General features: G+C 60.6%; 18 protein-coding genes. 6 read left to right on the top strand and 12 right to left on the bottom strand.

What is annotated here, in order from left to right; all coding sequences use genetic code 11:
- Positions 1 to 54: 54 nt before the first annotated feature.
- Positions 55 to 1,386 (bottom strand): D-serine ammonia-lyase, encoded by a 1,332-nt coding sequence (locus BN1137_RS03020; protein WP_050717192.1) that lies wholly within the window; start codon positions 1,384 to 1,386, stop codon positions 55 to 57.
- Positions 1,387 to 1,403: 17 nt separating this feature from the next.
- Entirely contained in the window at positions 1,404 to 2,741 is a 1,338-nt protein-coding gene (gene dsdX / locus BN1137_RS03015; RefSeq protein WP_050717191.1) for a D-serine transporter DsdX, read from the bottom strand.
- 230 nt (positions 2,742 to 2,971) lie between these two features.
- On the opposite strand from dsdX, the gene dsdC reads away from it, so the two are divergent.
- Together dsdC and BN1137_RS03005 are read left to right on the top strand one after the other, a co-directional pair.
- Complete coding sequence (dsdC, locus tag BN1137_RS03010) at positions 2,972 to 3,904, top strand: DNA-binding transcriptional regulator DsdC (protein WP_050717190.1); 933 nt, start codon at positions 2,972 to 2,974, stop codon at positions 3,902 to 3,904.
- Between the two features lie 420 nt (positions 3,905 to 4,324).
- Positions 4,325 to 4,732: an H-NS family histone-like protein gene (locus BN1137_RS03005; protein ID WP_050717189.1), complete on the top strand. Its 408-nt coding sequence runs from the start codon at positions 4,325 to 4,327 to the stop codon at positions 4,730 to 4,732.
- A gap of 482 nt (positions 4,733 to 5,214) precedes the next feature.
- Here BN1137_RS03005 and BN1137_RS03000 read toward each other — a convergent pair whose 3' ends face one another.
- The 8 genes from BN1137_RS03000 to recN all read right to left on the bottom strand — a co-directional run bounded on the left by BN1137_RS03000 (position 5,215) and on the right by recN (position 16,063).
- Positions 5,215 to 6,321 (bottom strand): 3-deoxy-7-phosphoheptulonate synthase, encoded by a 1,107-nt coding sequence (locus BN1137_RS03000; RefSeq protein WP_050717188.1) that lies wholly within the window; start codon positions 6,319 to 6,321, stop codon positions 5,215 to 5,217.
- 258 nt (positions 6,322 to 6,579) lie between these two features.
- Positions 6,580 to 7,386, bottom strand: coding sequence for a siderophore-interacting protein (locus BN1137_RS02995; protein WP_050717187.1), 807 nt, complete (start codon positions 7,384 to 7,386; stop codon positions 6,580 to 6,582).
- A gap of 139 nt (positions 7,387 to 7,525) precedes the next feature.
- Positions 7,526 to 8,899, bottom strand: coding sequence for an efflux transporter outer membrane subunit (locus BN1137_RS02990; protein ID WP_050717186.1), 1,374 nt, complete (start codon positions 8,897 to 8,899; stop codon positions 7,526 to 7,528).
- Positions 8,896 to 11,058, bottom strand: a complete 2,163-nt coding sequence (locus BN1137_RS02985; protein ID WP_050717185.1) for a MacB family efflux pump subunit — start codon at positions 11,056 to 11,058, stop codon at positions 8,896 to 8,898. Before BN1137_RS02985 ends, BN1137_RS02990 begins: the two co-directional genes overlap by 4 nt.
- Positions 11,055 to 12,218 carry an efflux RND transporter periplasmic adaptor subunit gene (locus tag BN1137_RS02980; RefSeq protein WP_050717184.1) on the bottom strand — a complete coding sequence of 388 codons (1,164 nt, stop codon included), beginning with the start codon at positions 12,216 to 12,218 and terminating at the stop codon, positions 11,055 to 11,057. Before BN1137_RS02980 ends, BN1137_RS02985 begins: the two co-directional genes overlap by 4 nt.
- 251 nt (positions 12,219 to 12,469) lie before the next feature.
- Positions 12,470 to 12,910 carry a universal stress protein gene (locus BN1137_RS02975; RefSeq protein WP_050717183.1) on the bottom strand — a complete coding sequence of 147 codons (441 nt, stop codon included), beginning with the start codon at positions 12,908 to 12,910 and terminating at the stop codon, positions 12,470 to 12,472.
- Between the two features lie 323 nt (positions 12,911 to 13,233).
- Positions 13,234 to 14,115 carry a DHHA2 domain-containing protein gene (locus tag BN1137_RS02970; protein WP_050717182.1) on the bottom strand — a complete coding sequence of 294 codons (882 nt, stop codon included), beginning with the start codon at positions 14,113 to 14,115 and terminating at the stop codon, positions 13,234 to 13,236.
- Positions 14,116 to 14,398: 283 nt separating this feature from the next.
- Complete coding sequence (gene recN / locus BN1137_RS02965; RefSeq protein WP_050717181.1) at positions 14,399 to 16,063, bottom strand: DNA repair protein RecN; 1,665 nt, start codon at positions 16,061 to 16,063, stop codon at positions 14,399 to 14,401.
- 236 nt (positions 16,064 to 16,299) lie between these two features.
- On the opposite strand from recN, the gene BN1137_RS02960 reads away from it, so the two are divergent.
- Positions 16,300 to 17,472 carry a GGDEF domain-containing protein gene (locus tag BN1137_RS02960; RefSeq protein WP_050717180.1) on the top strand — a complete coding sequence of 391 codons (1,173 nt, stop codon included), beginning with the start codon at positions 16,300 to 16,302 and terminating at the stop codon, positions 17,470 to 17,472.
- Between the two features lie 38 nt (positions 17,473 to 17,510).
- On the opposite strand, the gene nadK is transcribed toward BN1137_RS02960, so the two are convergent.
- Positions 17,511 to 18,395, bottom strand: a complete 885-nt coding sequence (nadK, locus tag BN1137_RS02955; protein WP_050717179.1) for an NAD(+) kinase — start codon at positions 18,393 to 18,395, stop codon at positions 17,511 to 17,513.
- Positions 18,396 to 18,616: 221 nt separating this feature from the next.
- Between nadK and grpE the strand changes: the two genes are divergently transcribed.
- From grpE to dnaJ, 3 genes are all read left to right on the top strand, one after another.
- A complete protein-coding gene (gene grpE / locus BN1137_RS02950) occupies positions 18,617 to 19,192 on the top strand; it encodes a nucleotide exchange factor GrpE (RefSeq protein ID WP_050717178.1) in 576 nt (191 codons plus the stop codon).
- 299 nt (positions 19,193 to 19,491) lie between these two features.
- Positions 19,492 to 21,414, top strand: coding sequence for a molecular chaperone DnaK (gene dnaK, locus BN1137_RS02945; RefSeq protein WP_050717177.1), 1,923 nt, complete (start codon positions 19,492 to 19,494; stop codon positions 21,412 to 21,414).
- Positions 21,415 to 21,527: 113 nt separating this feature from the next.
- Positions 21,528 to 22,670, top strand: a complete 1,143-nt coding sequence (dnaJ, locus tag BN1137_RS02940; RefSeq protein WP_050717176.1) for a molecular chaperone DnaJ — start codon at positions 21,528 to 21,530, stop codon at positions 22,668 to 22,670.
- Between the two features lie 106 nt (positions 22,671 to 22,776).
- Here dnaJ and BN1137_RS02935 read toward each other — a convergent pair whose 3' ends face one another.
- Positions 22,777 to 23,505, bottom strand: a complete 729-nt coding sequence (locus tag BN1137_RS02935; RefSeq protein ID WP_050717175.1) for an MgtC/SapB family protein — start codon at positions 23,503 to 23,505, stop codon at positions 22,777 to 22,779.
- Positions 23,506 to 23,652 lie beyond the last annotated feature (147 nt).

The raw sequence follows: 23,652 nt of genomic DNA, 5'->3' as shown, positions 1-23,652 counted from the left end.
GCCGAGGTTTCGGATTTTTTATGCCCGGCAGCGTTGCACCGAGAGGCGGGCAGATCAGATGTTGGCGGTAGCCAGGTATTTTTCCATCTCGGCCGCGGGCACCATGCCGCCACCGGTGGCCCACACCAGGTGGGTGGCCCGGGCCATGGCAGTCTCATCCAGTCCTTGAGCCGCCTGCCAGGCGCGGTCGGCCGTCACTCGCCAGGGGCCCGGCATACCGGCCAGCGCGGAGGGCTCCAGCCTGATCTGTTCCTCTCTGGCCAGCAGCCCCAGCAGGTCATACATCTCCTGATCGCTCAGGGTGAAGAAGCCATCCAGCAGTCGCTCCATGGCGCGGCCGACGAAGCCGGAGGCGCGCCCCACCGCCAGGCCATCGGCGGCGGTAAGGTTATCTATGCCCAGATCCTGCACCGCAATCTCATCGTGCAGGCCGGTGTGGACCCCGAGCAGCATGCAGGGGGAGTGGGTGGGTTCTGCGAAGAAGCAGTGGACGTTATCCCCGAACGCGAGTTTGAGGCCAAAGGCCACCCCGCCCGGGCCGCCGCCCACCCCGCAGGGCAGGTAGACAAACAGCGGGTGCTCGGCGTCCACCTTGATGCCCATCTCGTCGAACTGTTTTTTTACTCGCTCGCCAGCCACCGAATAGCCGAGGAACAGGGTGCGGGAGTTCTCGTCGTCGATGAAGAAGCAGTTGGGATCGCGCTCGGCCTCCTTGCGCCCCTGCTCCACCGCGACGCCGTAATCCTCGGCGTATTCCACGACGATGACGCCGTGTTCACGCAACTTGCGCTTCTTCCACTCCCGCGCATCGGCGGACATGTGCACGGTGACGGTGAAGCCGAGCTTGGCGCTCATGATACCGATGGACATACCAAGGTTGCCGGTCGAGCCCACCGCGATGCTGTATTGGCCGAAGAACTGGCGGAATTCGTCCGTGAACAGCTTGCTGTAATCATCTTCTTCTCGCAGCAGGCCGGCCTTGATCGCCAGCTGTTCGGCATGGGTCAGCACCTCGTAGATGCCGCCACGGGCCTTGATGGAGCCGGAGATGGGCAGGTGGCTGTCTTTTTTGAGCAGCAGCCGACCGGTCACCTCGACGCCGTAACGCTCATTGAGGGTGGCCTGCATGGCGGGAATGGCCGCTATCTCGGACTCCAGGATGCCCTGCATGGCACGGGTCTCGGGGAAGGCTTCACACAGGTAGGGGGCGAAGCGGGCAAGACGGGCGGAGGCGTCCGTGACATCGTGCTGATCCAGTCCCACATAGGGCAATCCGACCGCGAGGGAGGTGGCATTGGGATTGAACCAGGTCACAGGCTCGAGATCGATCAACCTCTGAACCAGCGGAAATTGCGTGACTAGCTGCTGAATGTCGATGTTTTTCATGGGATATCTCTGTCTGTTTATACGATATAGGAAAGCAGGAAGGTACCGGCCAGCGCCATCAGCGAGGCGACAAAGGTGGCGCTGGTGTAGTACTTGAGTGTCTCGTTCAGGGTGGCGCCGCAGTACTGCTTGACTAGCCAGAACAGGGAATCGGTCACCATGGTGCAGCCGATGGCGCCTGAGCCGATGGCCAGCGTCATGATCTCCGGGCTTATCTGCGGGTAGTGCACCAGTATGGGGGAGACGATGGCGGTGGCGCCCATCATGGCAACCGTGGCAGAGCCGACGGCGGCGTGCAATATGATGGCGACCAGCCAGGCCAGCAGTATGGGGTGCATGTCCAGCTGGGAGAGGATGCCGGCCAGGCTGTCCCCCAGGCCACTGGCCTTGAGTACGCCGTTGAAGGCACCACCGGCCCCGATGATCAGCAAGATATTGGCAATGGAGGAGAAACACTCCTCAGTCTTGTCCAGCAAGCCCTGCATCTTCATGCGCTGGCGGATCCCCAGCACGTAGTAGGCGGTGAAGGCGGCGATGAACATGGCGGTGATGGGGTTGCCGATAAACTCCAGCAGGGTATAGAGGGCGGAATCCTGCGCCATGTTGAGCTCAGCCACCGTTTTGGTCAGCATCAGCAATATGGGCAGCAGCACGGTGAAGAGAGAGGCGCCAAGGGAGGGAAGATCCGCCTCATCGCGCGCCTCGATATCGGCAAAGGCGGCAGGCACGCCCTTGAACGGCAGCCGTTTGCCGAGCAATTTCAGGAACAGGGGGCCACCGACCAGTGCGGCGAACAACCCGACTGCCAGCCCGTAAACGATGACGGATCCTATGTCGGCCCCCAGCTGGTTGGTGACGTAGAGCGCGGCCGGGTGCGGTGGCACTATGCAGTGCACGGCCATCAGGGCGGTGCAGAGCGGGATGGCGAGCCTGAGCAGCGAGGTGTTGGTCTTGCGGGCGATGGAGAAGGCCAGCGGAATGAGCAGCACTACGCCCACCTCGACAAACAGGGTGATGCCGCACACCAGGCCCACCAGCACCATGGTCACGTCCGGTGACAGCCAGCGGCACTTTTGCAGGGTGAGGCCGATGCGCTCGGCGGCGCCCGATACCTCCATCATCTTGCCGAGTATGGTGCCAAGGCCGATGACGGCGGCGAGAAAGCCCAGGGTGCCGCCTATGCCTTCTTCCATGGCATTGACCATCTTGACCGGGTTCATCCCCATCATGGTGCCGACATAGAAGCTCGCCAGCAGCAGGGCGAGGAAGGGATGTACTTTGCCCTTCACTATGGTGAAGACGATCAGGATGATGCTAGTCAGCAAGGTACCGACGACCCACACTTCAGAATTCATACTGCGCCCCGACATGGATGATGAGTGATGATGTAGGCACTTATTGAACGAAAATGGCGGGGGGCTGACAAATGATGAAAATGGCGTATTGGATGAACTGGATTGATGCAAAGCTGCCACATTCATCACATTTAGCCATGATTTTGTGATTTGGATTCGGTATAAGCATCCTAAGTCGAGCTTGTCGGGATATGATGACGCCGATCCTGGCCCGATGAGGAGGACGACGGATGTATACCGAAGAGCACTATGTGCCGAGAAACAAGCTGCTCAATGGCTATCAGCTCGCCAAGCTGCACACCTTCGAGGCGGCGGCCCGTCACTGCTCCTTTGCCCTCGCGGCGGATGAACTGGCGCTCAGCCCGAGTGCGGTAAGCCACAGAATAAGCGCCCTCGAGGAAGAGCTCGGTTTCAAGCTGTTCCAGCGTTTTCATCGCAGGGTGGAGCTGACGGCGGAGGGACAGCGTGTCTTCTGGGCGCTCAAGTCGTCCCTTGAGTTCATCAATCAGGAGATCCTGGAGATCAAGCATCAGGAGCTGTCAGGCTCCCTGACCGTCTATTCTCGCCCCTCCATCGCCCAGTGCTGGCTGGTGCCGAGGCTCGCAGATTTCTCCCGCCTGCATCCCCAGATCGATCTCAACATCATGACCGGCAACGAGAACATCAACCTGCACGGTTATGGCATCGACGTGACACTCTATTTTGATGACAAGATGCCGGAGCGGCTCGCCATTCATCCGCTGATGGATGAATACATGGTGCCGGTGTGCAGCCCGGAATATGCGAAGCAGCATCAACTGCTAAATAACCCGGACAATCTGCCACGCTGCCGTTTGCTGCACGACAGGCAAGCTTGGGGCCATGACTCGGACACCGACGAGTGGGGGAGCTGGGCCCGTCAATCCGGCATCTCCCTCGAGTCCTGTCAGTCGAGCATGGGGTTTGATCGCTCCGACTTGGCCATCATCGCCGCCATGAATCATGCGGGGGTGGCCATGGGCCGCCAGAATCTGGTGCGCCAGCGGCTGGAGCGCAATGAGCTGGTGGCCCCTTTCCCGGGCAAGGAAGTGCGCTGCGAGCAGCGGTATTACCTAGCCACACTCCCCAATCGCCAGTGTCCCAAGATCCAGGCCTTTATCGACTGGATCAGCGCTCAGGCATAGGTGCCACGTTGACGAGCAGGGAGATCGGGTTCAGCGCCGAGGGGTTATGTCGGTACCGTGCCCGGTCTATTTTCATTCAGACAGCAATTAGGTGTACATCAGAGGCTCATGGCGGTGAGCCAATGAAGACCTGATGCTCTGTCATATTCCGGCTTTGGCTGCTGCCCTTAGAATGCTGACATCGATGGAAACCCCGGATGGGGCGTTGGCCGCGGTTAACAAATGCAGCAGGAAAATAATGTCTGCATGTCCTGTTTTTCATTTAATGCAACAGCATGAATTAACGACAACAAATAAGCGTCATGAGGTTGTCAAAAATCTGGAGTGGATTATAAAATGATTATGTTGTTATCGAGTCGCCATGCTATTCTCAAACTGTGCTATCCCTGTGACATACAAAAATAATTCTGTGAGGAAGTAATGAACGAGTTTCTGAAAGTTCTGCTGAACATTCGCAGCTTGCGCGCTGCCATTCGTGAACTGCCGTTTGAGCAACTGCAAGAAGCGAAAGAAAAGTTTGACTTGGTATATAACGAGCGTGCCGAGTCTGTTGAACAAGAGCGTGCCGAGCAGGAAGAGCGTCAGCGCAAGCTGAGCGAGTTCACCGAGATGCTGCAGCAAGCTGGTATCGACCCGCGTGAGCTGATCGGCAGCGTAGCCGCTCCGGCCGCCACTGGCGCCGCCAAGAGCAAGCGTGCTCCGCGTCCGGCCAAGTACAAGTATCAGGAAGATGGCCAGGAAAAAACCTGGACCGGTCAGGGCCGTATGCCTAAAGCCATTGCCGAGCAAGTTGCGCTGGGCAAGGATCTGAATGATTTCCTGATCTAAGCATTCAGCCTGATCATCAATAATGCCGCCTTCTGGGCGGCATTATTATTTGTAACATTCGGTGAAAAGATGGCGGTTGCTTGTAGAGGGAACTTGTGTGCAAATCTGAAATAGCCATGGCTACCATAGGGCAATAAGAAAAGACTGCCATCGACAGTAAGCTATCTCCCCCTCATTCAAGCTTCCCTCATCTGCAATTTAGCGAGGACTCATATAGCCCATTTGTTATCGTGGGTGGCGTCGGTATGACAAATTGGGGGGCGGTGCGGTGTGATGAAATAGCAGATGATTAGTTGCACTCCTCTCTGAGGATCACCTCTCGTTTCACATGGGAAACCAGAAGAGTGGGCAATTCTATTTTATTTCGTTATCTCTGGTCTATTTGACACCCAAGTATCAAAGCATATTGATGTTATCAGGACTTGGACAAGGGTCGTAATACGGGGCCTATGGCGGCCCCGTGCTGATAAATAGGCCCCAGATTAACTGACTGGCTGGGTATCTTTATTGCGGATGGGCTTTGGTGAGCACTTGTTGGCATGGCGACGAGCCTCGACCGCCTCGGCCAGCATGGTCAGCAGCGTCTGGCTGTCATCCCAGCACAGGCAGGCGTCGGTGACCGACAGGCCGTATTGCAGCTCGCTCAGCGGCGCCGGTTTCTGGCTGCCTCCTTGCAAGAAGCTCTCGACCATGACGGCGGCGACGGCGTCGCTCCCCTCGCTCAGCTGACGGCAGAGCTCGCCAGCGACCCTTATCTGGTTCTTGTGCTGCTTCTGGCTGTTGCCGTGGCTGCAATCCACCATCAGGCGATGGTTGAGCCCCTGGCGTGCCAGTCGCTCGGCCGCCTCTTCCACGTCGCTCTGGTGGTAGTTCGGGAGTGTACCGCCACGCAAGATGATGTGCCCGCTCGGGTTGCCTTCACTCTTGATAACGACGATGCCGCCCTGGCTACCGGGCGCGGTAAACAAGTGGGACGCCTCGCTGGCCTGGATGGCGTCGATAGCCACCCGGATGTTGCCGTCGGTGCCGTTCTTGAAGCCAACGGGACAGGGCAGGGCCGAGGCGAGCTGCCGGTGCACCTGGGATTCGGTGGTACGCGCCCCTATGGCGCCCCAGCTGATGAGATCGGCTAGGTAGAGGAAGCTGGTGGTATCGAGGAACTCGGTGGCGGTGGCCAGCCCCAGCTGGTTGATGTCGAGCAGCAGCTGGCGTGCCAGCCGCAGGCCCTGGCCGATGTCGTTGCTGCCATCGAGATGGGGATCGAATACCAACCCCTTCCAGCCGACCGTGGTGCGGGGCTTCTCGAAATAGGTGCGCATCACGATCAGCAGGCGGTCCTGATATTCCACCGCGAGCCTCGCCAGGCGCCGCGCATAATCGAGCGCGGCGAGGGGATCGTGGATGGAGCAGGGGCCGACTACCACCAGCAACCGATCGTCTGCTCCGGTCAGGATCTGACGAACCTGATGACGGTGCCGCTCAATCTGCCCCGCCATGTCGTCAGGGCAAGGGTGCAGTGCCAACAGGTCGGCAGGAGTGGGGAGAGCCTCAACCGCGAAGGCGCGCATTACCGAATTCAAAACTGCCATCTGGATTACCTTGCTGTACCTGGGGGGTGAATGAGGTGCTTGTGGATCCGGCCCCTGAGTCTCAGGGGGTTAGGGCGCAATGACACATCACTTTATTGAGAGTGATTATCATTATCTTGTTGTCTATCGGGAATGCAAGCGCTGGTGAGGAGATCACCAAGATGGGGGGGAGGGGAAAAAAAGAGTGGAAACCAGATTGCAATCAGGCCTGACACTTATGAGCGATAGACCTGATTTATATAGGGAAAATAGAGTCTGTCAGCTGTCCATCACCACGTGCCTGTCCTGATGATAGGCATCTTCATCCTTGCCGCTGCGCCAGTAGGGCACCGCATAGACCCGCTGGCGGTCGACGTCCAGGGTTCGCCTGACATGACGACGCAGCGGTACCACCAGCCCCTCTTCCCCGCCGAACCAGAAATAGCTCTGCTCCGACGCCATGGGCAGGGCGGTGAAATAGCTCACCAGGGGCTCGGTTTGCTCGGGAGAGCCGACAAACCAGCGCAGACTGACCCCGCTTGGCAGCGACAGATCCTGCACATCTTCCTGATGGGGTACCAGCAGGGCGATATGACCCTGAGCCTCGGCAGGCATGGCCTCGGCCATGGCGCTGATGGCGGGCAGGGAGGTGAGATCCCCCACCATGTAATAGTGTTCGGCCACTTGCAGCATGGGATCCGGGCCACCGGGGCCCGAGATGCCTAACTGATCGCCGGGCTTGGCATGCAGGGCAAAGCGGCTGGCGGGGCCGATGTCGCCATGCAGGGCGAAGTCGATATCCAGCTCCAGCGCCTCACGGCGAAAGGCGCGGACGGTAAAGGTACGGATGATGGGTTTCTGGCTCGAGTCTTCCCAGCGAGGCCCCTTGGGACCCGGTGTTGGCAGCACGATATGTTGTTGCCCAGCCTGGGGCAGCATGATCTTGATGTGGGCGCCGCCACAACTGAAGGGATAATCTGCCAGTTCCGGGCTGGTCAGACAGAGTCGGCGCAGGTGCGGGCCCACATCATGAACATGTTTGACGGTGAGCAGGCGAGGGCGATTGGCCGGGACGGGCTGTGACATATGAGTACTCCTGACAGGCAATGGCGCTCATTTTCAGGCAAATGAAAACTATTATCAATTGCTTTGTGAACAAGAAATCGGCAAGAAAAAAGGGGGAATATTCCCCCTCTCTGCGGATGATGTGCACGCAAGAGCCCCGTTACCCCCGATCGCTGCCCCCCAGCGCCTTGTAGATCCCGGCCATGGTATTGAGCTGGCTCTGCTGTTGGGCCAGCAGGCTCAGCTCGGCATCCCACAGCCTGTTTTGCTCATCCAGCCAGGGTTGCACCCCGGTGGCACCGGCCTGGAACCGCGCCTGGGCCAGTCGCTCCGCCTCCTTCGCATAACCCAGCTGCTGCGCCAGATAGTGCAGCCGTTGCTCGCCCTGATGGCGAGCCGCCAAGCCATCTTCCACCTCCAGCAGGGCGCCGTAGAGTTGCTTGCGAAACTCGGTTTCGGCTATCTGGTAATCGAGCTCGGAGCTGGCGATGCTGAGCCTGGTCTTGTTGTACTCGAGGAAGGGCAGGGCCAGGGTCGCCCCCAGGGTGCCCACCGGGTTACTCAGCACCTGGGTCAGGGTATCCGAGGTGGTGCTGGCACTGCCGGTCAGGTTCAGGGAGGGATAAAAACCGGTGCGGATCTCATCTCCCCTGGCCAGGGTCTTGCGAAGGCGCAGCTCGGCGGCGCGCACATCGGGGCGGCGGGCCAGCACGTCGGCCGGAATGCCGACCGCCAGCGTCGGGATGGGGGTCGTCGTCAGCGCGGTCGGGGCAAATTCCAGCGGACCGCTGCTGCGACCGAGCAGCAGGCGCAGGGCATTGCCAGCCTGTTCCCGCTGCAAGATGAGGGAGGCTAGCTCCGCCTGCTTGCCAGCCTTCTGCTGGCTGGCCTGCACCAGATCGAGCCGGGTGATGGCGCCGGCAGCATATTTGGCCTGGGTCAGCTGTTCGGCGCGGCTGTAGTTGGCCAGCTGACGCTCGCCGAGGGTGATGGCCGAGCCGAGGTAGGCCAGCTGCCAGTATTGCTCCAGCGCCTTGCCAATGAGCATCAGCCGGGTGGCCGCCAGATCCTGCTCGCTGGCCTGCGCCTCCCAGCTTGCCTGATCCCGCACAGAGGCCAGCTTGCCCCACAGATCCACCTCGTAGCCTAGGGTGAGGGAGGGTCCCAGGTTGCTGCTGGCACTGCCATCCTTCATGTTCTTGTTGCCGGTGACCCCGATGCTGGCGTTGACCGAGGGGGTGCGGTTGGTATCGGCCAGATCGGCGCCGAGCAGGGCGTTTTTCAACTTGAGCCCCGCTACCTGCATGTCCGGGTTGGCGGCCAGCACGGCCGTCACCAGCCGGTCGAGGGCGGGATCGTTAAATCCTTGCCACCAGAGGCCTGCCTGCTGCTGGGTGAGCCCCTCGCTGGCCTGCTGCCAGTTCGGTGCCACGCTAAGCTCGGGTCTGTGGTAACTGCTCTGCTGGCTGCAGGCACTCAAGGTCAGGCTGGCGGCGAGGCAGAGCCCCAGTGTGGATAGTTTGTGCATCATCATTCCCTCGCCAGCGCCTCGACCGGATCGAGCCGGGCCGCATTGCGGGCCGGCAGGTAGCCAAACAGGATCCCGATGAGCGAGGAGCAGCCAAAGGCCATCAGAATGGAGAAGAGTGAGAAGTGCATCTGGAAGCTCTCCACGAACAGTGAGAAGACGAGGCTGATGAGCAGGGCGAGGCCGATGCCGAGTAGGCCGCCCAGCAGGCTGACCATCACCGCCTCGATCAGAAATTGCTGCAAAATGTCGGACTGGCGCGCGCCCACCGCGATGCGGATGCCGATCTCCCGGGTGCGCTCTACCACCGACACCAGCATGATGTTCATCACCCCGACCCCGCCGACGATGAGCGAGATCACCGCGATGGCGGAGACCAGCAACGTCATGGTGGCGGTGGTCTTTTCCACCGACTTGATGATGCTGTCGCTGCTGAAGGTGAAGAAGTCCTTCACCCCGTGGCGTTGGGTGAGCAGCGCCACCGCGGCCTGCTCGGCCAGGGCGGGCTGGATCCCGTCCTTGACCCGGATGGTGATCTGGCTGAAATGGTTCTGGGAGATGAGGCGGCTCATCACGGCGCTGTAGGGCAGCCAGACGGTGACCGACTGACTGCTGCGGCCAAAGCCGGTCTCCTGCGCTACCACGCCGATGATGCGCACCGGTAGGGTGCCGACCAGCACCACCTGGCCGATGGGGTTCACCTTGCCGAGCAGGCTCTCGATGGTCTTGCCGTCCACCACGGCCACCGCCGTCCGACTCTGGATATCCCGTGCATCGAGTAGGCGGCCCTGGGTGAGGGTCATGCCCTTGACCCGGAAGAAGTCGCTGCCGACCCCGACCACGTTGCCGCTGCTGGTCTTGTTGCGATAACGCAGCTGACCCGAGGTTGCAATCTGGGGGCTGGCCCCTTCCAGATAGGGTTGGCCGAGCAGGGCGTCGAGATCCCGCTCGTTCAGGGTCTGGATGCTGGCCGCCTTCTCATCCCCCCAATCCTTGCCGGGGAAGATATCGATGGTATTGGTGCCCATGGCATTGATGTCGTTGATCACCTTGGCGCGTGCACCCTGGCCGAGGGCAACCACGCTGACCACGGCGGCGATGCCGATGATGATGCCAAGCATGGTGAGGAAGGTGCGCATACGGTGGGCCAGCATGGCATGCAGGGCCATGCGGCCCGCCTCTCGATAGCGATCCCAGCCCTTGCTGCCGCTCTTGGCGGTGAACACTGTGTTCGGCGCGGCGGCGGTCGCCGGGCTCTGGTTAGGCGTACTTGCCGGCTGACCATCGGTCTGGGGCGTTGGCAGTGCGGTCGGACGGGAGGGCGTCACCTGCTGCGCGCTGTCTTGCTCCACCCGCTTATCGCGCAGGGTGTCGATCCGATCGGTGTAGTTGGCGCTCTTTGCTGACTGGCCGCTGTCTTCTACCACCCGGCCATCGGGCAGGGTGTCGATCCGATCGTTGTGGTTGGCGCTCTTTGCGGACTGGCCGCTGTCTTCTACCACCCGCCCATCGCGCAGGGTGATGATGCGATCGGCGTGGTTGGCCACTGCCATGTCGTGGGTCACCAGTATGATGGTGTGGCCCTGGGCATGCAGCTCTTTCAAGATGGCCATCACCTCCTTGCCGCTGTGGCTGTCGAGGGCGCCGGTGGGCTCATCGGCCAGGATCACCTCGCCGCCATTGGCCAACGCACGGGCGATACTGACCCGCTGCTGCTGGCCACCGGAGAGCTGGCCCGGTCTGTGATGGCTGCGATCGCTCAAGCCGAGGCGCGCGAGCAGGGTGCGGGCACGAGCCTGGCGCACGGGGCGTGGCATGCCGGCGTAGATGGCCGGGATCTCCACGTTGGCGGCGGCATCGAGATGCGGCAACAGGTGATAGCGCTGGAAGATGAAGCCGAAGTGGTGACAGCGCAGCCGGGCCAGGGCGAGGGCATCCAGACTGGCGGTGTCCTGGCCGCGAAACAGGTATTGACCCGCGCTCGGCCTGTCGAGGCAACCCAGCAGGTTCATCAGGGTGGATTTGCCCGAGCCGGAGGCGCCGACGATGGCGACCATTTCTCCCGCCGCTATGGTCAGGTCCAGCGGATGCAGCACTGTCACTTCCTGCTCTCCGCTCTGGTAGCGCCGCTCTATCCCCTTGAGCCGGATCAGGGGCTCACTCACGGCATCACCTCCATGTCATCGCCGTGGACCGGCTTGCCCTGCTCCAGGGTGACCTTGTCATGCTCCTGCAGCCCGCTCACCACCTCAATCTTGATGTCATCCTTCATGCCGGTCTGGATGCGGCGGGTCTCTTTTTGCTCATCGTCGGTGAGCAGGGTGACTTCATATTCGTTGTCCCCCAGCTTCTTGCCGAGCGCGGTCTGCGGGATGGCCAACACCTGCTTGCGTTCACCCAGCACTATGGTGACCTGGGTGGTCATGGCGACCCGCAGCTGATGGTCTGGGTTGGGCACATCGAACAGGGCATAGTAGTAGACGGCCGCATTACTGGTTGCCGTGGTGCTGGAACTCAGCTCGTTGATGTTGGTGGGCGCCAGCTCGACGGTGCGCAGGGTGGCGTGATAACGGGTATCCGGATCCCCAATCAGGGTGAAGTAAACCGGCATGCCGGCCCTGACCTTGCTGACATCGGCCTCGGAGATCTGGGCCTTGACCGTCATGGTCTCCAGGTCGGCGAGCTTGAGCAGGGTTGGTACCGTCTGGCTGGCGGCCAGGGTCTGGCCCTGACGGGTCACGATGGAGACCACGGTCCCGTCCATGGGGGCCTGAATACGGTTGTAGCCAAGCTCGGTCTTGGTGCGATCCACCTTGATGACGGCACTGTCGATATCGGCCTGGGCGCTTTGCAACTCAGCCCTGGTGACCGCCAGCTGCGCCTCGGCGCTTTCCAGATCGGCGCGCGAGCTCGCCTCCTGCTTGAACATCTGCTGCTGACGACGCCAGGCCAGATCGTTTTGCTTGAGCTGCGCCTGCTTGATCTTGAGCTGGGCGCGGCGGCTGGCCAAGTCTGCTTCCGCGGTCTTTAAGTTGTTCTGGGCGATCAATGGGTCAATCTCTGCCAGCAGATCCCCCTGCTTGACCTGTTGCCCGGCCTCGACGGCGAGATAGGTGACCTGGCCCGAGACCTGGGCACCCACGTCCACCTGTTCGATGGCCTGCAGGACGCCGCTGGCCAGCACCGTCTGCTCCACGTCCTGACGGGTGACAGATGCACTCAGCACCGGGGTCGGGGTTTTACTGGGCCATGCCAGCCAGACGATGATGGCTAGCAGTACGAGGACGAGCAGAGCGAGCTTGCCCTGCTTGGGGAGTATTTTCATTTATCACCTGAACGAAACGTGCGACGGCGTGCAAGGGCAATATCCTGCAGCAAACGGGGCTTAAACAACAGCAAGCAATGTGTAAGAAATCATGTAGATGAAATTGTTATTAACGGGCGACTCAGGCCGAGGGGCTGGCGTATGTGAGGAGCTGAGAAGGGGGGCGGCGTCAGTGACATCGGATTGAAACGAGGCAGAGAGGCAAATAAAGGCCCGCTGATGGAGCGGGCCCTGGAAGATGCACCAACCGATTAACCGACGGCCTTGAGCTGTTCGGCATAGGGCTCGTGGCAGATCTGGATATCGATGGGCAGTTTGTAGATGAGCAGCCGAGCCAGGGATCCTTCCATCCAGTGGTGACGGCTGCCAATGAGCAGCAGATCCATGGGGTGAGCGGCCAACCAGCGTTTCAGATCCGATACCACCTCATCCACCACCAGACACTGGTAATCCACCGGGTGGCGCAGCTGGGTGATGAGTTGGCTGATGGTGGCCTTGGCATCCAGGGTTCCCTGGGCACTGCGCTCCTCCTGGGACAGTGACAGGCTGCGTTGGCGTATTTTGCTGCTGTGAGTCAGGTGCAACAGGGTCAGCTCAGCCCCCATGGCTTGTGCCAGCTGACTGGCCTTGGCCAGCGTCTCCTGCTCGTAATCCTTGCCTTCCAGCAACAACACTATATTGGTCGGGGTCATAAGCAGTTCTCCTTGGCAGGTGCGGGTCAAGGGGAAGGAGGCACTCGCCTGCATCATCCAGAACCCGCGAAATATCAGTTCAAACGAACCCGTTTTATGCTTTCCAGCGTCACTCCTTGTCAGAATAAGCACGGCGCAACGGATCCGTTTACATCATCATAACAGATTGAGTTGAATGGAAAATGAAGGAATTGTTATGTTTTAGTTGCGGATGGATTCGATGTGATACCGATAGCCCTCATGCCGATGGCATGAGGGCGTGGTGCGAGTGAGAGCAAAGAAGGTGAGTCAGGTCTGTACGGCTATGTACGCCAGAACTCTGGTCAGGCGAAGTGGCTGGCGAGCCAGGGTAGTCCTTCTTTCTTGCGGCTGACGGCGCCGTCCAGCCGGACCGGGTCCGCTGGCAAGATGCCGTTGCTGGCGAAGAAGAGTTGGCTGTTCCCCTTGGCGAGATCGGTCAGCATCAGCACATAGGCATCCAGCTTTTCGGATCTCAGCCGATCCTGCATGGCGCGTTGCAGCTCATCCTTGCGGGCCAGGATCTCTGCCGGATTCATCACGCAGATCTGGCTGACCATCAGGGAGTGGCCCGCTATCTGATACGCCTTCTCGTCGGCGACGAGCGCCTCGCTCAGGGGGGCGTCTCCGAGCTGGGTGCGGCGCTCCAGCAGAGTCTGGGCAAAGGGGGCCAGCTCGAGCTCGGCGATGGGCAACAGCCTCTCGACCGCACTCTTGTCCTGCGCCGTGGTGGTGGGGGAGGTGAAGTTGAAGGTGTCGCTGACGATGGCGCCCAGCAGTAGCCGAGCCTGGGCACGGGACAAACCGTCATAGCCCATCAGCTCCAGCAACACGGTGGCGCTGCAACCGACCGCCCTGACCCAGGCATCGAGCGGGCCGCGGGTGATCAGGGTGCCGATGCGGTGATGGTCGATAAGTCCCTGCACATCGGCATCAGCCAGCCCGTCCGGCCCTTGCTCCAGCTCGCTGAAATCCACCAGAAAGACCGGCTTGTCGGCCACACTGCCAGTGAGCACGGGCGGCGCCTCGACCCCTGCCGTCTCCAGGATGAAGCGGGTTTCGGCGATGGGGGTGCCGAGGGCGAAGGCCTGGGCGGGGCGACCCTGGCCATTGAGCCAGTCGGCGGTGACCAGCGCGGTGCAGATGCTGTCGCTGTCGGGGTTCTTGTGACCAAACACATGAAGCATGGGGGAGTCCTGATGTCGGGGTTGGCGCTTTGACAGCCTGATAGGAGGCCAAGCCAGGGTAAAGAGGAGTATAGGGTGGGCGCGGGGGTGAGTCATCGCCTTTACCGACTCACTCTACTGTCAGGCCGACACGGGATCAATATGGCCTGTTGCTGCTCGTATGAGGGGTTATGACTATTGGTGGTATTTCAGTAGATGAACAGCGCTGTTAAATGATGAATGTGCAGTCAAATATGTCGTTGTGAGCCGGTGGGAGGGGACTGACCCCCTCCCGCTCGGGATGTCAGGAGGCGAGCAGCTCGCGGGCATTGGCCAAGGTGTTGTCGGTGATCTGATCGCCACCGAGCAGGCGCGCCAGTTCGTTCAGACGGGCCTTGGGATTGAGTGCCTGCATCTGGGTCTCGGTGGTCTTGCCATCGGTATGCTTGCTGACCACCATGTGCTGGTGGCCCTTGCCGGCGACCTGGGGCAGGTGAGTAACCACCATCACCTGAGTGGACTCGCCGAGCTGGCGCAGCAGGCGGCCGACCACGGCTGCGGTCGGGCCGCTGATCCCCACGTCCACTTCATCGAAGATGAGGGTCGGTGTCGAGATCTTGCGGGCACTGATCACCACGATGGCGAGGCTGATGCGCGACAGCTCCCCGCCGGAGGCGACCTTGCCGAGCGGCTGGATCGGCTGGCCCGGGTTGGTGGTGACCATAAATTCCACCCGATCGATGCCGAGTGGCGACAGGCTGCTCTGGGCATCGGGGCGCACCTCGATGGCGAAGCGGCCATCCGGCATGGCCAGCTCGTGCATGCTGCTGGTCACCTTGGCGCCGAGTTCTTTGGCATAGCGCTGACGACTCTGGCTCAGCACCTCTGCCGCCTGCACGAAGGCGGTGCGCGCCTGAGCCAGCTCATCTTCCATCCCCTCCAGCCGCTCCTCATCCGAGTTGAGACGGGCGAGATCGCTGGCCAGATCCTGATGGTGCAGGGCCAGCTCGGCCGGTTTGACATGGTGTTTGCGCGCCAGGTTGATGGCCTTGGAGAGGCGTGCCTCCAGCTCGTTGAAACGCTCGGGATCCAGCTCCAGCTGATCGAGATAACTGCGCAGCTCGCTATGGCTCTCCTGCACGCCGATCAAGGCTTCGTTGAGCATGCCGAGCACGTTGCCAAGACGGCTGTCCATCCCGACCAGGCTTTCTGCCCTGTCTACCGCAACCTGCAGCAGGCCGGCGATGGTGGTCTCGTCGTTGTCATAGAGCAGGTCGAGGCAGGCGCCACACTCCTGCATCAGTTCGGTACCGTTGGCGAGGCGCTGGTGTTCTTCCTCTATGGTTTCAAATTCCCCCGGTTGCAGGGCGAATTCATCCAGTTCCTGCACCTGGTACTCGATCAGCTGGCGACGCGCCTCGCGCTGCTGCTGCTCGGCCTTGAGTCGATTGAGCTCATTTTGCAGCTGGCGCCACTGCTGATAGTGATGACGTACTTCGTCCAGCAGCAGATGGTGGCCGGCGTAACCGTCTAGCAGGGCGAGCTGGTAATCGGGCTTGAGCAGCAACTGATGGGCGTGCTGGCCGTGTACGTTGACCAGCAATTGCCCCAGGCTCTTGAGCTGCACCAGCGGCACGGGCACCCCGTTGATGTAGCTGCGCGAGCGACCCTCGGCGGAGAGCACGCGTCGTACTATGCATTCTCCCTCGTTTTCCAGCTCATTGGCGGTGAGCCAGGCACGGGCCGCCGGGTTGCCGTCCAGCAGGAAGCGGGCACTGACCTCCGTCTTGTCGCTACCGGGTCGCACCATGCTTGCTTCGGCCCGCTCGCCCAGACAGAGGCCGAGTGCGTCGATGGCAATGGATTTGCCTGCCCCGGTCTCGCCTGTGATGCAGGTCATGCCGGCTTGCAGATCGAGTTCGAGAAATTTGACGATAGCGAAGTTGGTGATGGTCAGTTGGCTCAGCATGGTCTCATCCTGTGTAGACTCAAATTACTGTACGTTTGAACAGTATATACTGGATGTTTATACATGGCGAGGGGGTGAATGCCGGTTCAAGGGAATGGGAGCCGAGTCATGGCCTATTGATAAGGCGCTATGATAGAGGCTGGGCTGCGCAGCGCTGTTTGCCCACGCCACCGGCAACGGGCTCAGAGGAGCAGGCCGGCGGGCACCGGAGCCCGGCCCCACGTTAAGGACAAGCCATGATTATCCACACGCCGACCCTGTTGTTGCTCTCGCTGGCAATCAACCTGATGTCGGCGTCACTCATGCTGTTTATCCATCAGGTCAAGCCGGGGCGGCGAAATTTCCTGCTCTGGTCGCTGTCGGCCTTTGCCTTCTCGTTGTCCATCCTGCTGCTCAGTCTCGGCATTCTGACGCGCCACCCAGCGTGGGGATTCTTCTTTGGCGGGCTGGTCTCGCTCGTCAGCGTGCTACTGCTGCTGGCCGGATTTTACGCCCTCTATGACAAGCCGCCCGCTGTGCGCATCACCCGACGTGTCGTGGTTCTGCTGCTGCTCGGTTATGGCATCCTGGCCACCCAGATCGAAGTCCGGCTGGTGTTGGCCTGCATGGAGTCTGCCCTCTATCTGTGGTGTGCCTGCCTCATTTTCTCCCTTAGTCGCCATCGGCAACGGGTACTCTGTATCGTCTCCTGCATCTATCTGGTCCACTTCGTGGTGCTGCTGAGCCAGGGCATTGCCCTGCTCATCAAGGCAGCGGGTACCGAGGCGTGGCTGCTCGACGCCGTCTTCTTCATGCACATGATCTTGACAGTCGGTTCTGTGCTGCTGTTACCGCTGGTGGCCTATATCGAGACGGAGAGCGAGCTGACCGCCCTGTCGGAGCGGGATCCGCTCACCGATCTGCTCAATCGGCGAGGGCTGTTCAAGCAGGCGCATCGTTACTGCCAGGAAGGGGAGGTGCAGGAGTTGCCGCTGAGCGTGGTGGTGCTCGACATCGATCACTTCAAGCTGGTCAACGATAACTTTGGCCATCACTGCGGGGATGAGGTGATCCGCTTCGTGGCGCAGATCCTGCTGTCCGAGTCGCGCAAGGATGACCTCATCGGCCGGATCGGCGGGGAAGAGTTTGCCATCATCATGCCGGGGGTGAATGAACATGATGCGCTCTCTATTTGCGACCGGATCCGCTCTCAGATCGAGTTGCGCTCCGCCCAGGGCGCCTGCCCGCCCTGCGCGGGGGTTACGGTCAGCGTCGGCGGCGTCTGTGCTCCGGCCGACAGAGCGGATCTGGAACATCTGCTGGGCAGGGCGGATGCGGCCATGTATCGGGTCAAGCAGAACGGGCGCAACGGGGTGCAATTTGCGCCCGGGCCTGAGCGGCTCAGGCTGGTCGATACGGGCGAGATATAGGTGCTGGGGTTGACCAGCTCTACGCTGGCCCCTTGTTATCAGAACAGCTTGCTGCCCCAGCCGAGCTTGTTGCGCAGCACGTGGAAGTAGCTGTAATCGAGCGGATGAACCAGGTGCAGCTTGTGGCTGCTCTTCTTGATGAGGATCTCGTCCCCCGGGTGCACCGCCAGAGTGACCTGGCCGTCGCAGCTGACCTGCATGGCATCGTCCTGGTTGTCGGGGGAGACCAGCAAACGCACCTCGCTGTCGGCGTCCAGCACGATGGGGCGGCTGCTCAGGGTGTGCGGGAACATGGGAACGAGCGTGATGGCGTTGAGCTTGGGGGTGAGGATGGCGCCCCCCGCCGACAGCGAATAGGCGGTGGAGCCAGTCGGGGTGGCGACTATGATGCCGTCCGAGCGCTGGCTGTACATGAAGCTGCCATCGATATAGACCTCGAACTCGATCATGTGGGCTATCTTGCCCGGGTGCAGTACCGCCTCGTTCACCGCCAGATTGCTCGACTTGCGCTCGCCGTGGCGATAGACCGCGGCCTCCAGCAGGAAGCGATGCTCGCTCTTGAAGTGGCCGGACAGCACCTGCTCCAGCGGCAGCAGATAATCTTGCGGCGAGAGATCGGTCAGGAAACCGAGGTTGCCGCGATTCACCCCGATCACCGCCACATCGAAGCGGGACAACACCCGCGCCGCCCCCAGCATGTTGCCATCACCACCGACCACGATGGCCAGATCCGCCTGTTCCCCAAGCTGCACCAGATCCATCACGTCATCACAGAGCACGCCGAGGGTGTGGGCGACCCGACTCTCGAGCAGCACCCGAAAGCCACGGCTGCTCAGGTATTGATAGAGGCCGCTGAGGGTCTGGTTGGCACCTTCATGATGGGGTTTGCCGATCAGGGCGATGGTTTTGAACGGAGAATCCATAGGTTGTCGGGTCTGGGATGAGTATTGAGGGGAGTATACCGCGCTTTGGTGGGGATTTGTCTGCCACCATGCCGGCTCGGCGGATCCGGCGCCGAAAAGCGGCTAAATTGCCGACTGACGCAGGTCATTGACCATGACATGGCCTTTACCCCTTGAAAGCGGGGGCTGCGTCCCCATAATAGCGGCATTGATCGAAGTAACCCCTGAATATTGGAGATGTCATGAACCACGAAGAACAAAAGGTTGAAGCGATGGAGCAAGTAGAAGCCCAGCCAGTCGAGCCGACCGATGTAGACAGTGAAGTGACAGCCGAGCAGTCCCGCATTGCCGAACTGGAAGCCCAGTTGGAGGCGGCGCAACAAGCGGCTGCCGACGAGCGTGAGCGCGCCGTGCGTGCCGTCGCCGAGATGGAAAACCTGCGTCGCCGCGCCGCTCAGGACGTGGAGAAGGCGCACAAGTTCGCGCTGGAGAAGTTTGCCGCCGAGCTGTTGCCGGTGCTGGACAACCTGGAACGTGCCATCGAACTCGCCGACAAAGAGAACGAGACCCTCAAGCCCATGATCGAAGGGGTGGAACTGACCCTCAAAGCCATGCAAGGCGGGGTGGCCAAGTTCGGTCTGGTGGCGCTGGATCCGCAGAACCAGCCGTTTGATCCCAATGCCCATCAGGCGATGAGCATGGTTGAAAACGCCGAGCTGGCGCCGAACACCGTCATCGCCGTGATGCAGAAGGGCTACGAGCTCAACGGTCGGGTCATCCGCCCGGCCATGGTGATGGTCTCCAAGGCACCTGCCTGAGACTCATCCCCTATAGAGCCCGCCGCTCGGCGGGCTTTTTATTGGTGTCGGTGGCAAATAGGCTGAAAGATCGCCGCCGTCGACACAGTTGGTACGGTTTTTTATATGCGGGGCTTGAAGCGCGCGCTTACGACCCCATATAGGTGGCAAGGCCACGGCGGCACACTCCGATTGCACTTCACAGTGACAAGAAATTGATGCCGGGAGCTTGAAAGCCACAGTGGCAGGCCCCACCTAGCCGTTAACGTATTAAGGCGAGCACCTCGCCAGTTTATTCAAAGTATTTGGAGATTCGTCAAATGGGTAAAATCATCGGTATTGACCTGGGTACTACCAACTCCTGTGTCGCTATTCTGGATGGCGATAATGCTCGCGTGATCGAGAACGCGGAAGGCGACCGTACTACTCCGTCCATCATTGCCTATGCCGATGACGGCGAAATCCTGGTTGGTCAGCCGGCTAAGCGTCAGGCTATCACCAACCCGAAGAACACGCTGTTTGCAATCAAGCGTCTGATCGGCCGTCGTTTCGAAGATGAAGAAGTACAGCGTGATCTGAAGATCATGCCGTATGCCATCGCTAAGGCTGACAATGGTGACGCCTGGGTCGAAGTGAAAGGCAAGAAAATGGCACCGCCGCAGATCTCTGCCGAAGTGCTGAAGAAAATGAAGAAGACCGCCGAGGATTACCTGGGCGAGCCGGTGACCGAAGCGGTTATCACTGTACCGGCCTACTTCAACGACGCCCAGCGTCAGGCTACCAAGGATGCCGGTCGCATCGCCGGTCTGGACGTCAAGCGCATCATCAACGAGCCGACCGCCGCAGCTTTCGCCTACGGCGTGAACAAGGTCAAGGGTGAGCGCAAGGTTGCGGTCTATGACCTGGGTGGCGGTACCTTCGATATCTCCATCATCGAGATCGACGAAGTGGAAGGTGAAACCACCTTCGAAGTACTGGCAACTAACGGTAACACCCACCTGGGTGGTGAAGACTTCGACAACCGTGTCATCAACTACTTGGTTGACGAGTTCAAGCGTGAGCAGGGCATCGACCTGCGCAACGACCAGCTGGCCCTGCAGCGTCTGAAAGATGCCGCCGAGAAAGCCAAGATTGAGCTCTCTTCCGCTCAGCAGACCGACGTGAACCTGCCGTACATCACCGCAGATGCCACCGGTCCGAAACACATGAACATCAAGGTGACCCGCGCCAAGCTGGAATCCCTGGTGGAAGACATGGTGAAAGACTCCCTGGAGCCGGTTCGTGTCGCCCTGAAAGACTCCGGTCTGGCCGTTGGCGAGATCGACGACGTCATCCTGGTGGGTGGTCAGACCCGTATGCCGCTGGTTCAGAAGACCGTGGCTGACTTCTTCGGCAAAGAACCGCGCAAAGACGTCAACCCGGACGAAGCCGTGGCCATGGGTGCTGCTATCCAGGGCGCCGTACTGTCCGGTGAGAAGACCGACGTACTGCTGCTGGACGTGACCCCGCTTTCCCTGGGTATCGAAACCATGGGTAGCGTGATGACTGCGCTGATCGAGAAGAACACCACTATTCCGACCAAGAAGTCCCAGGTGTTCTCCACCGCCGAAGACAACCAGTCTGCCGTGACCATTCACGTGCTGCAGGGTGAGCGCAAGCGCGCCAGCGACAACAAGTCCCTGGGCCAGTTCAACCTGGAAGGCATCCGTCCGGCGCAGCGCGGTCTGCCGCAGATCGAAGTGACCTTCGATATCGATGCGAATGGTATTCTGCACGTCTCCGCCAAAGACAAGGAGACCAACAAGGAGCAGAAGATCACCATCCAGGCTTCTTCCGGTCTGTCTGACGAGGAGATCGAACGCATGGTACGCGAGGCGGAAGCCAACGCGGCCGAAGACAAGAAGTTTGAAGAGCTGGTGCAGACCCGCAACCAGGCTGACGGTCTGGTCCACTCTGTCCGCAAGCAAGTCGCCGAAGCCGGTGACGCCCTGCCTGCCGACGAGAAGACCAAGATCGAGACCGCGATGTCCGAGCTGGAAAGCGCCCTCAAGGGTGACGACAAGGCCGCCATCGAGGCCAAGCAGCAGGCTCTGCTGGAAGCGTCCCAGAAGCTGATGGAGATTGCTCAGCAGCAGGCTCAGGGTCAAGCAGGCGCCGCTGATGCCGGTCAGACTTCTTCCGCCAAGGGCGAAGACGACGTGGTCGATGCCGAGTTCGAAGAAGTGAAAGACGACAAAAAATAAGCCGTACCCAACCGGGCAGCGTTCGCGCTGCCCATCGGCTTGGTCAATGATTTCACGGGCGTTGGGTAACCAACGCCCGTCTGCGTAACTGCTGATATAGCAACAGGATGAGTATGTCGAAGCGCGATTTCTACGAAGTGCTTGGGGTATCGAAAGGTGCCGATGAGCGCGAGATCAAGAAGGCGTATAAGCGTCTGGCGATGAAGTATCACCCCGACCGTAACCAGGGGGATGCCGCCTCGGAAGAGAAGTTCAAAGAGGTCAAGGAAGCCTACGAGGTATTGACCGACGAGAACCTGCGCGCCCGCTATGACCAGTACGGTCATGCCGGGGTGGATCAGAGCCAGGGTGGCGGTGGCCACGGTGGCTTTGGCGGCGGTGCCGACTTTGGTGATGCGTTCGGCGATATCTTTGGCGACATCTTTGGTGGCCGCAGTGGCGGTGGTCGTCGTGGCCCGGCCCGGGGCTCGGATCTGCGTTACAACATGGAGTTGACGCTGGAAGAGGCGGTGCGCGGGGTCTCCAAGGAGATCAAGATCCCGACTCAGGTCCACTGCGAGGTCTGCAACGGCTCCGGTGCCCACACCGGGAGCTCCGCCCATACCTGTCCGACCTGCCACGGCGCAGGCCAGGTGCAGATGCGCCAGGGCTTCTTCGCGGTGCAGCAAGCCTGTCCGCACTGTCATGGCCGCGGCAAGATCATCAAGGATCCGTGCCGCAAGTGCCACGGTGAAGGCCGCTACCAGAAGACCAAGACCCTGTCGGTCAAGATCCCGGCCGGGGTCGATACCGGCGACCGTATCCGTCTCTCCGGTGAAGGGGAAGCGGGGGAAGCGGGCGCATCGGCAGGGGATCTGTACGTACAGGTCCACGTCAAGGAGCACGAAATCTTCGTGCGTGATGGCAACGATCTCTACTGCGAAGTGCCCATCAGCTTCACCACCGCGGCCCTTGGCGGCGAGATTGAAGTGCCGACCCTGGATGGCCGGGTCAAGCTCAAGGTCACCCCGGAAACCCAGACCGGCAAGCTGTTCCGTCTGCGGGGCAAGGGCGTCAAGTCCGTGCGCTCCGGCCAGGTTGGCGATCTGATGTGCAAGGTGGTGATCGAGACGCCGGTCAAGCTGACCGAGACCCAGAAAGATCTGCTGCGCCAGCTGGACGAGTCTTTCAGCGGCGCCGCCGCCAAGACCCACAAGCCAAAATCGGAAGGTTTCTTCGAAGGGGTGAAACGCTTCTTCGACGATCTGACCAAATAAGCGAAGCGCAATCCGCGTGATGCAAGAAAGCCGGCCCCAGGGCCGGCTTTCTTTTTATCTGCTGGGCGCTGGGATCCTCATCCGACAGCCTGCGGGTTCCCACTCTTCAATCCATGGTGCTGGTGCGCCAGAAGATCTGCTTGATACGGGGGTGTTCGCCGAGGGTCTTCATCAGGGCATCCAGTTCATCACCGTCGATGGAGGTGGCGAGCAGCACCGCCGAGATCTCCAGATCATGTTCCCCGAACGGCTCGATATCGAGCTCGCTCAAGGGGTAGTTGGCCTGCTCCAGCATCTTCTCCAGCCAGGGCAGCATCTCCTTCTGGTGGGTGCGGCGGATGAGGGCGGTGACCTTGTAGGTCACCTCGGTATCGGTATTGTCCACCGGATGACGGTTGATCTGATTGACCAGGGGGCGAAGCAGAGTGTTAGCGGCCAGCACGAACAGGGCGCCGAGGATGGCTTCCATGGCGAGGCCGGCCCCGCTGGCCGCGCCGACGGCCGCGACACCCCACAGGGTTGCGGCGGTGTTGATGCCGCGGATGTTGCCGGATTCCCGCATGATGACACCGGCGCCGAGAAAGCCGATGCCGGAGACGATATAGGCCACCACATGGACCACCCCGTAGGTGCCACCGTGCAGGTCATAGATGCGCTGGGCCAGGTTGACGAACAGGGCCGCGCCCACGGCGACCAGCACGTTGGTGCGAAGGCCGGCGGTGCGCTGGCGATACTGGCGCTCCAACCCCACCAGGCTGCCCAACACGAAGGCCAGCAGCAGGCTGGCCAGGGTGTCGAGCAGGGAAAGCATGTCTATTTGTTGCCACATTCTCATGGCGTACTCCTTATGGCTGCGTGATGACCTTCGAGAACAGAAGATGGAACATCTTGCTGGATGCGTTGATGAATGACGTGCAAAAAGGGGTGAAGGTCATCGCTGGAAATCAATATGAGCACACGTCGAACCGCGCCTTGCGCTCAG

The organism is Aeromonas tecta (genome assembly GCF_000820185.1).
GTDB lineage: Bacteria > Pseudomonadota > Gammaproteobacteria > Enterobacterales > Aeromonadaceae > Aeromonas > Aeromonas tecta.
Note: the sequence above shows the minus strand (reverse complement) of the source record. Positions and strands in the feature narration are given on the sequence as shown.

Excerpts from the sequence above, each read along its gene's own strand:
- BN1137_RS03020 (WP_050717192.1), bottom strand. The coding sequence starts at position 1,386 with ATGAAAAACATCGACATTCAGCAGCTAGTCACGCAATTTCCGCTGGTT.
- dsdX (WP_050717191.1), bottom strand. The coding sequence starts at position 2,741 with ATGAATTCTGAAGTGTGGGTCGTCGGTACCTTGCTGACTAGCATCATC.
- dsdC (WP_050717190.1), top strand. The coding sequence starts at position 2,972 with ATGTATACCGAAGAGCACTATGTGCCGAGAAACAAGCTGCTCAATGGC.
- BN1137_RS03005 (WP_050717189.1), top strand. The coding sequence starts at position 4,325 with ATGAACGAGTTTCTGAAAGTTCTGCTGAACATTCGCAGCTTGCGCGCT.
- BN1137_RS03000 (WP_050717188.1), bottom strand. The coding sequence starts at position 6,321 with ATGGCAGTTTTGAATTCGGTAATGCGCGCCTTCGCGGTTGAGGCTCTC.
- BN1137_RS02995 (WP_050717187.1), bottom strand. The coding sequence starts at position 7,386 with ATGTCACAGCCCGTCCCGGCCAATCGCCCTCGCCTGCTCACCGTCAAA.
- BN1137_RS02990 (WP_050717186.1), bottom strand. The coding sequence starts at position 8,899 with ATGATGATGCACAAACTATCCACACTGGGGCTCTGCCTCGCCGCCAGC.
- BN1137_RS02980 (WP_050717184.1), bottom strand. The coding sequence starts at position 12,218 with ATGAAAATACTCCCCAAGCAGGGCAAGCTCGCTCTGCTCGTCCTCGTA.
- BN1137_RS02975 (WP_050717183.1), bottom strand. The coding sequence starts at position 12,910 with ATGACCCCGACCAATATAGTGTTGTTGCTGGAAGGCAAGGATTACGAG.
- BN1137_RS02970 (WP_050717182.1), bottom strand. The coding sequence starts at position 14,115 with ATGCTTCATGTGTTTGGTCACAAGAACCCCGACAGCGACAGCATCTGC.
- recN (WP_050717181.1), bottom strand. The coding sequence starts at position 16,063 with ATGCTGAGCCAACTGACCATCACCAACTTCGCTATCGTCAAATTTCTC.
- BN1137_RS02960 (WP_050717180.1), top strand. The coding sequence starts at position 16,300 with ATGATTATCCACACGCCGACCCTGTTGTTGCTCTCGCTGGCAATCAAC.
- nadK (WP_050717179.1), bottom strand. The coding sequence starts at position 18,395 with ATGGATTCTCCGTTCAAAACCATCGCCCTGATCGGCAAACCCCATCAT.
- grpE (WP_050717178.1), top strand. The coding sequence starts at position 18,617 with ATGAACCACGAAGAACAAAAGGTTGAAGCGATGGAGCAAGTAGAAGCC.
- dnaK (WP_050717177.1), top strand. The coding sequence starts at position 19,492 with ATGGGTAAAATCATCGGTATTGACCTGGGTACTACCAACTCCTGTGTC.
- dnaJ (WP_050717176.1), top strand. The coding sequence starts at position 21,528 with ATGTCGAAGCGCGATTTCTACGAAGTGCTTGGGGTATCGAAAGGTGCC.
- BN1137_RS02935 (WP_050717175.1), bottom strand. The coding sequence starts at position 23,505 with ATGAGAATGTGGCAACAAATAGACATGCTTTCCCTGCTCGACACCCTG.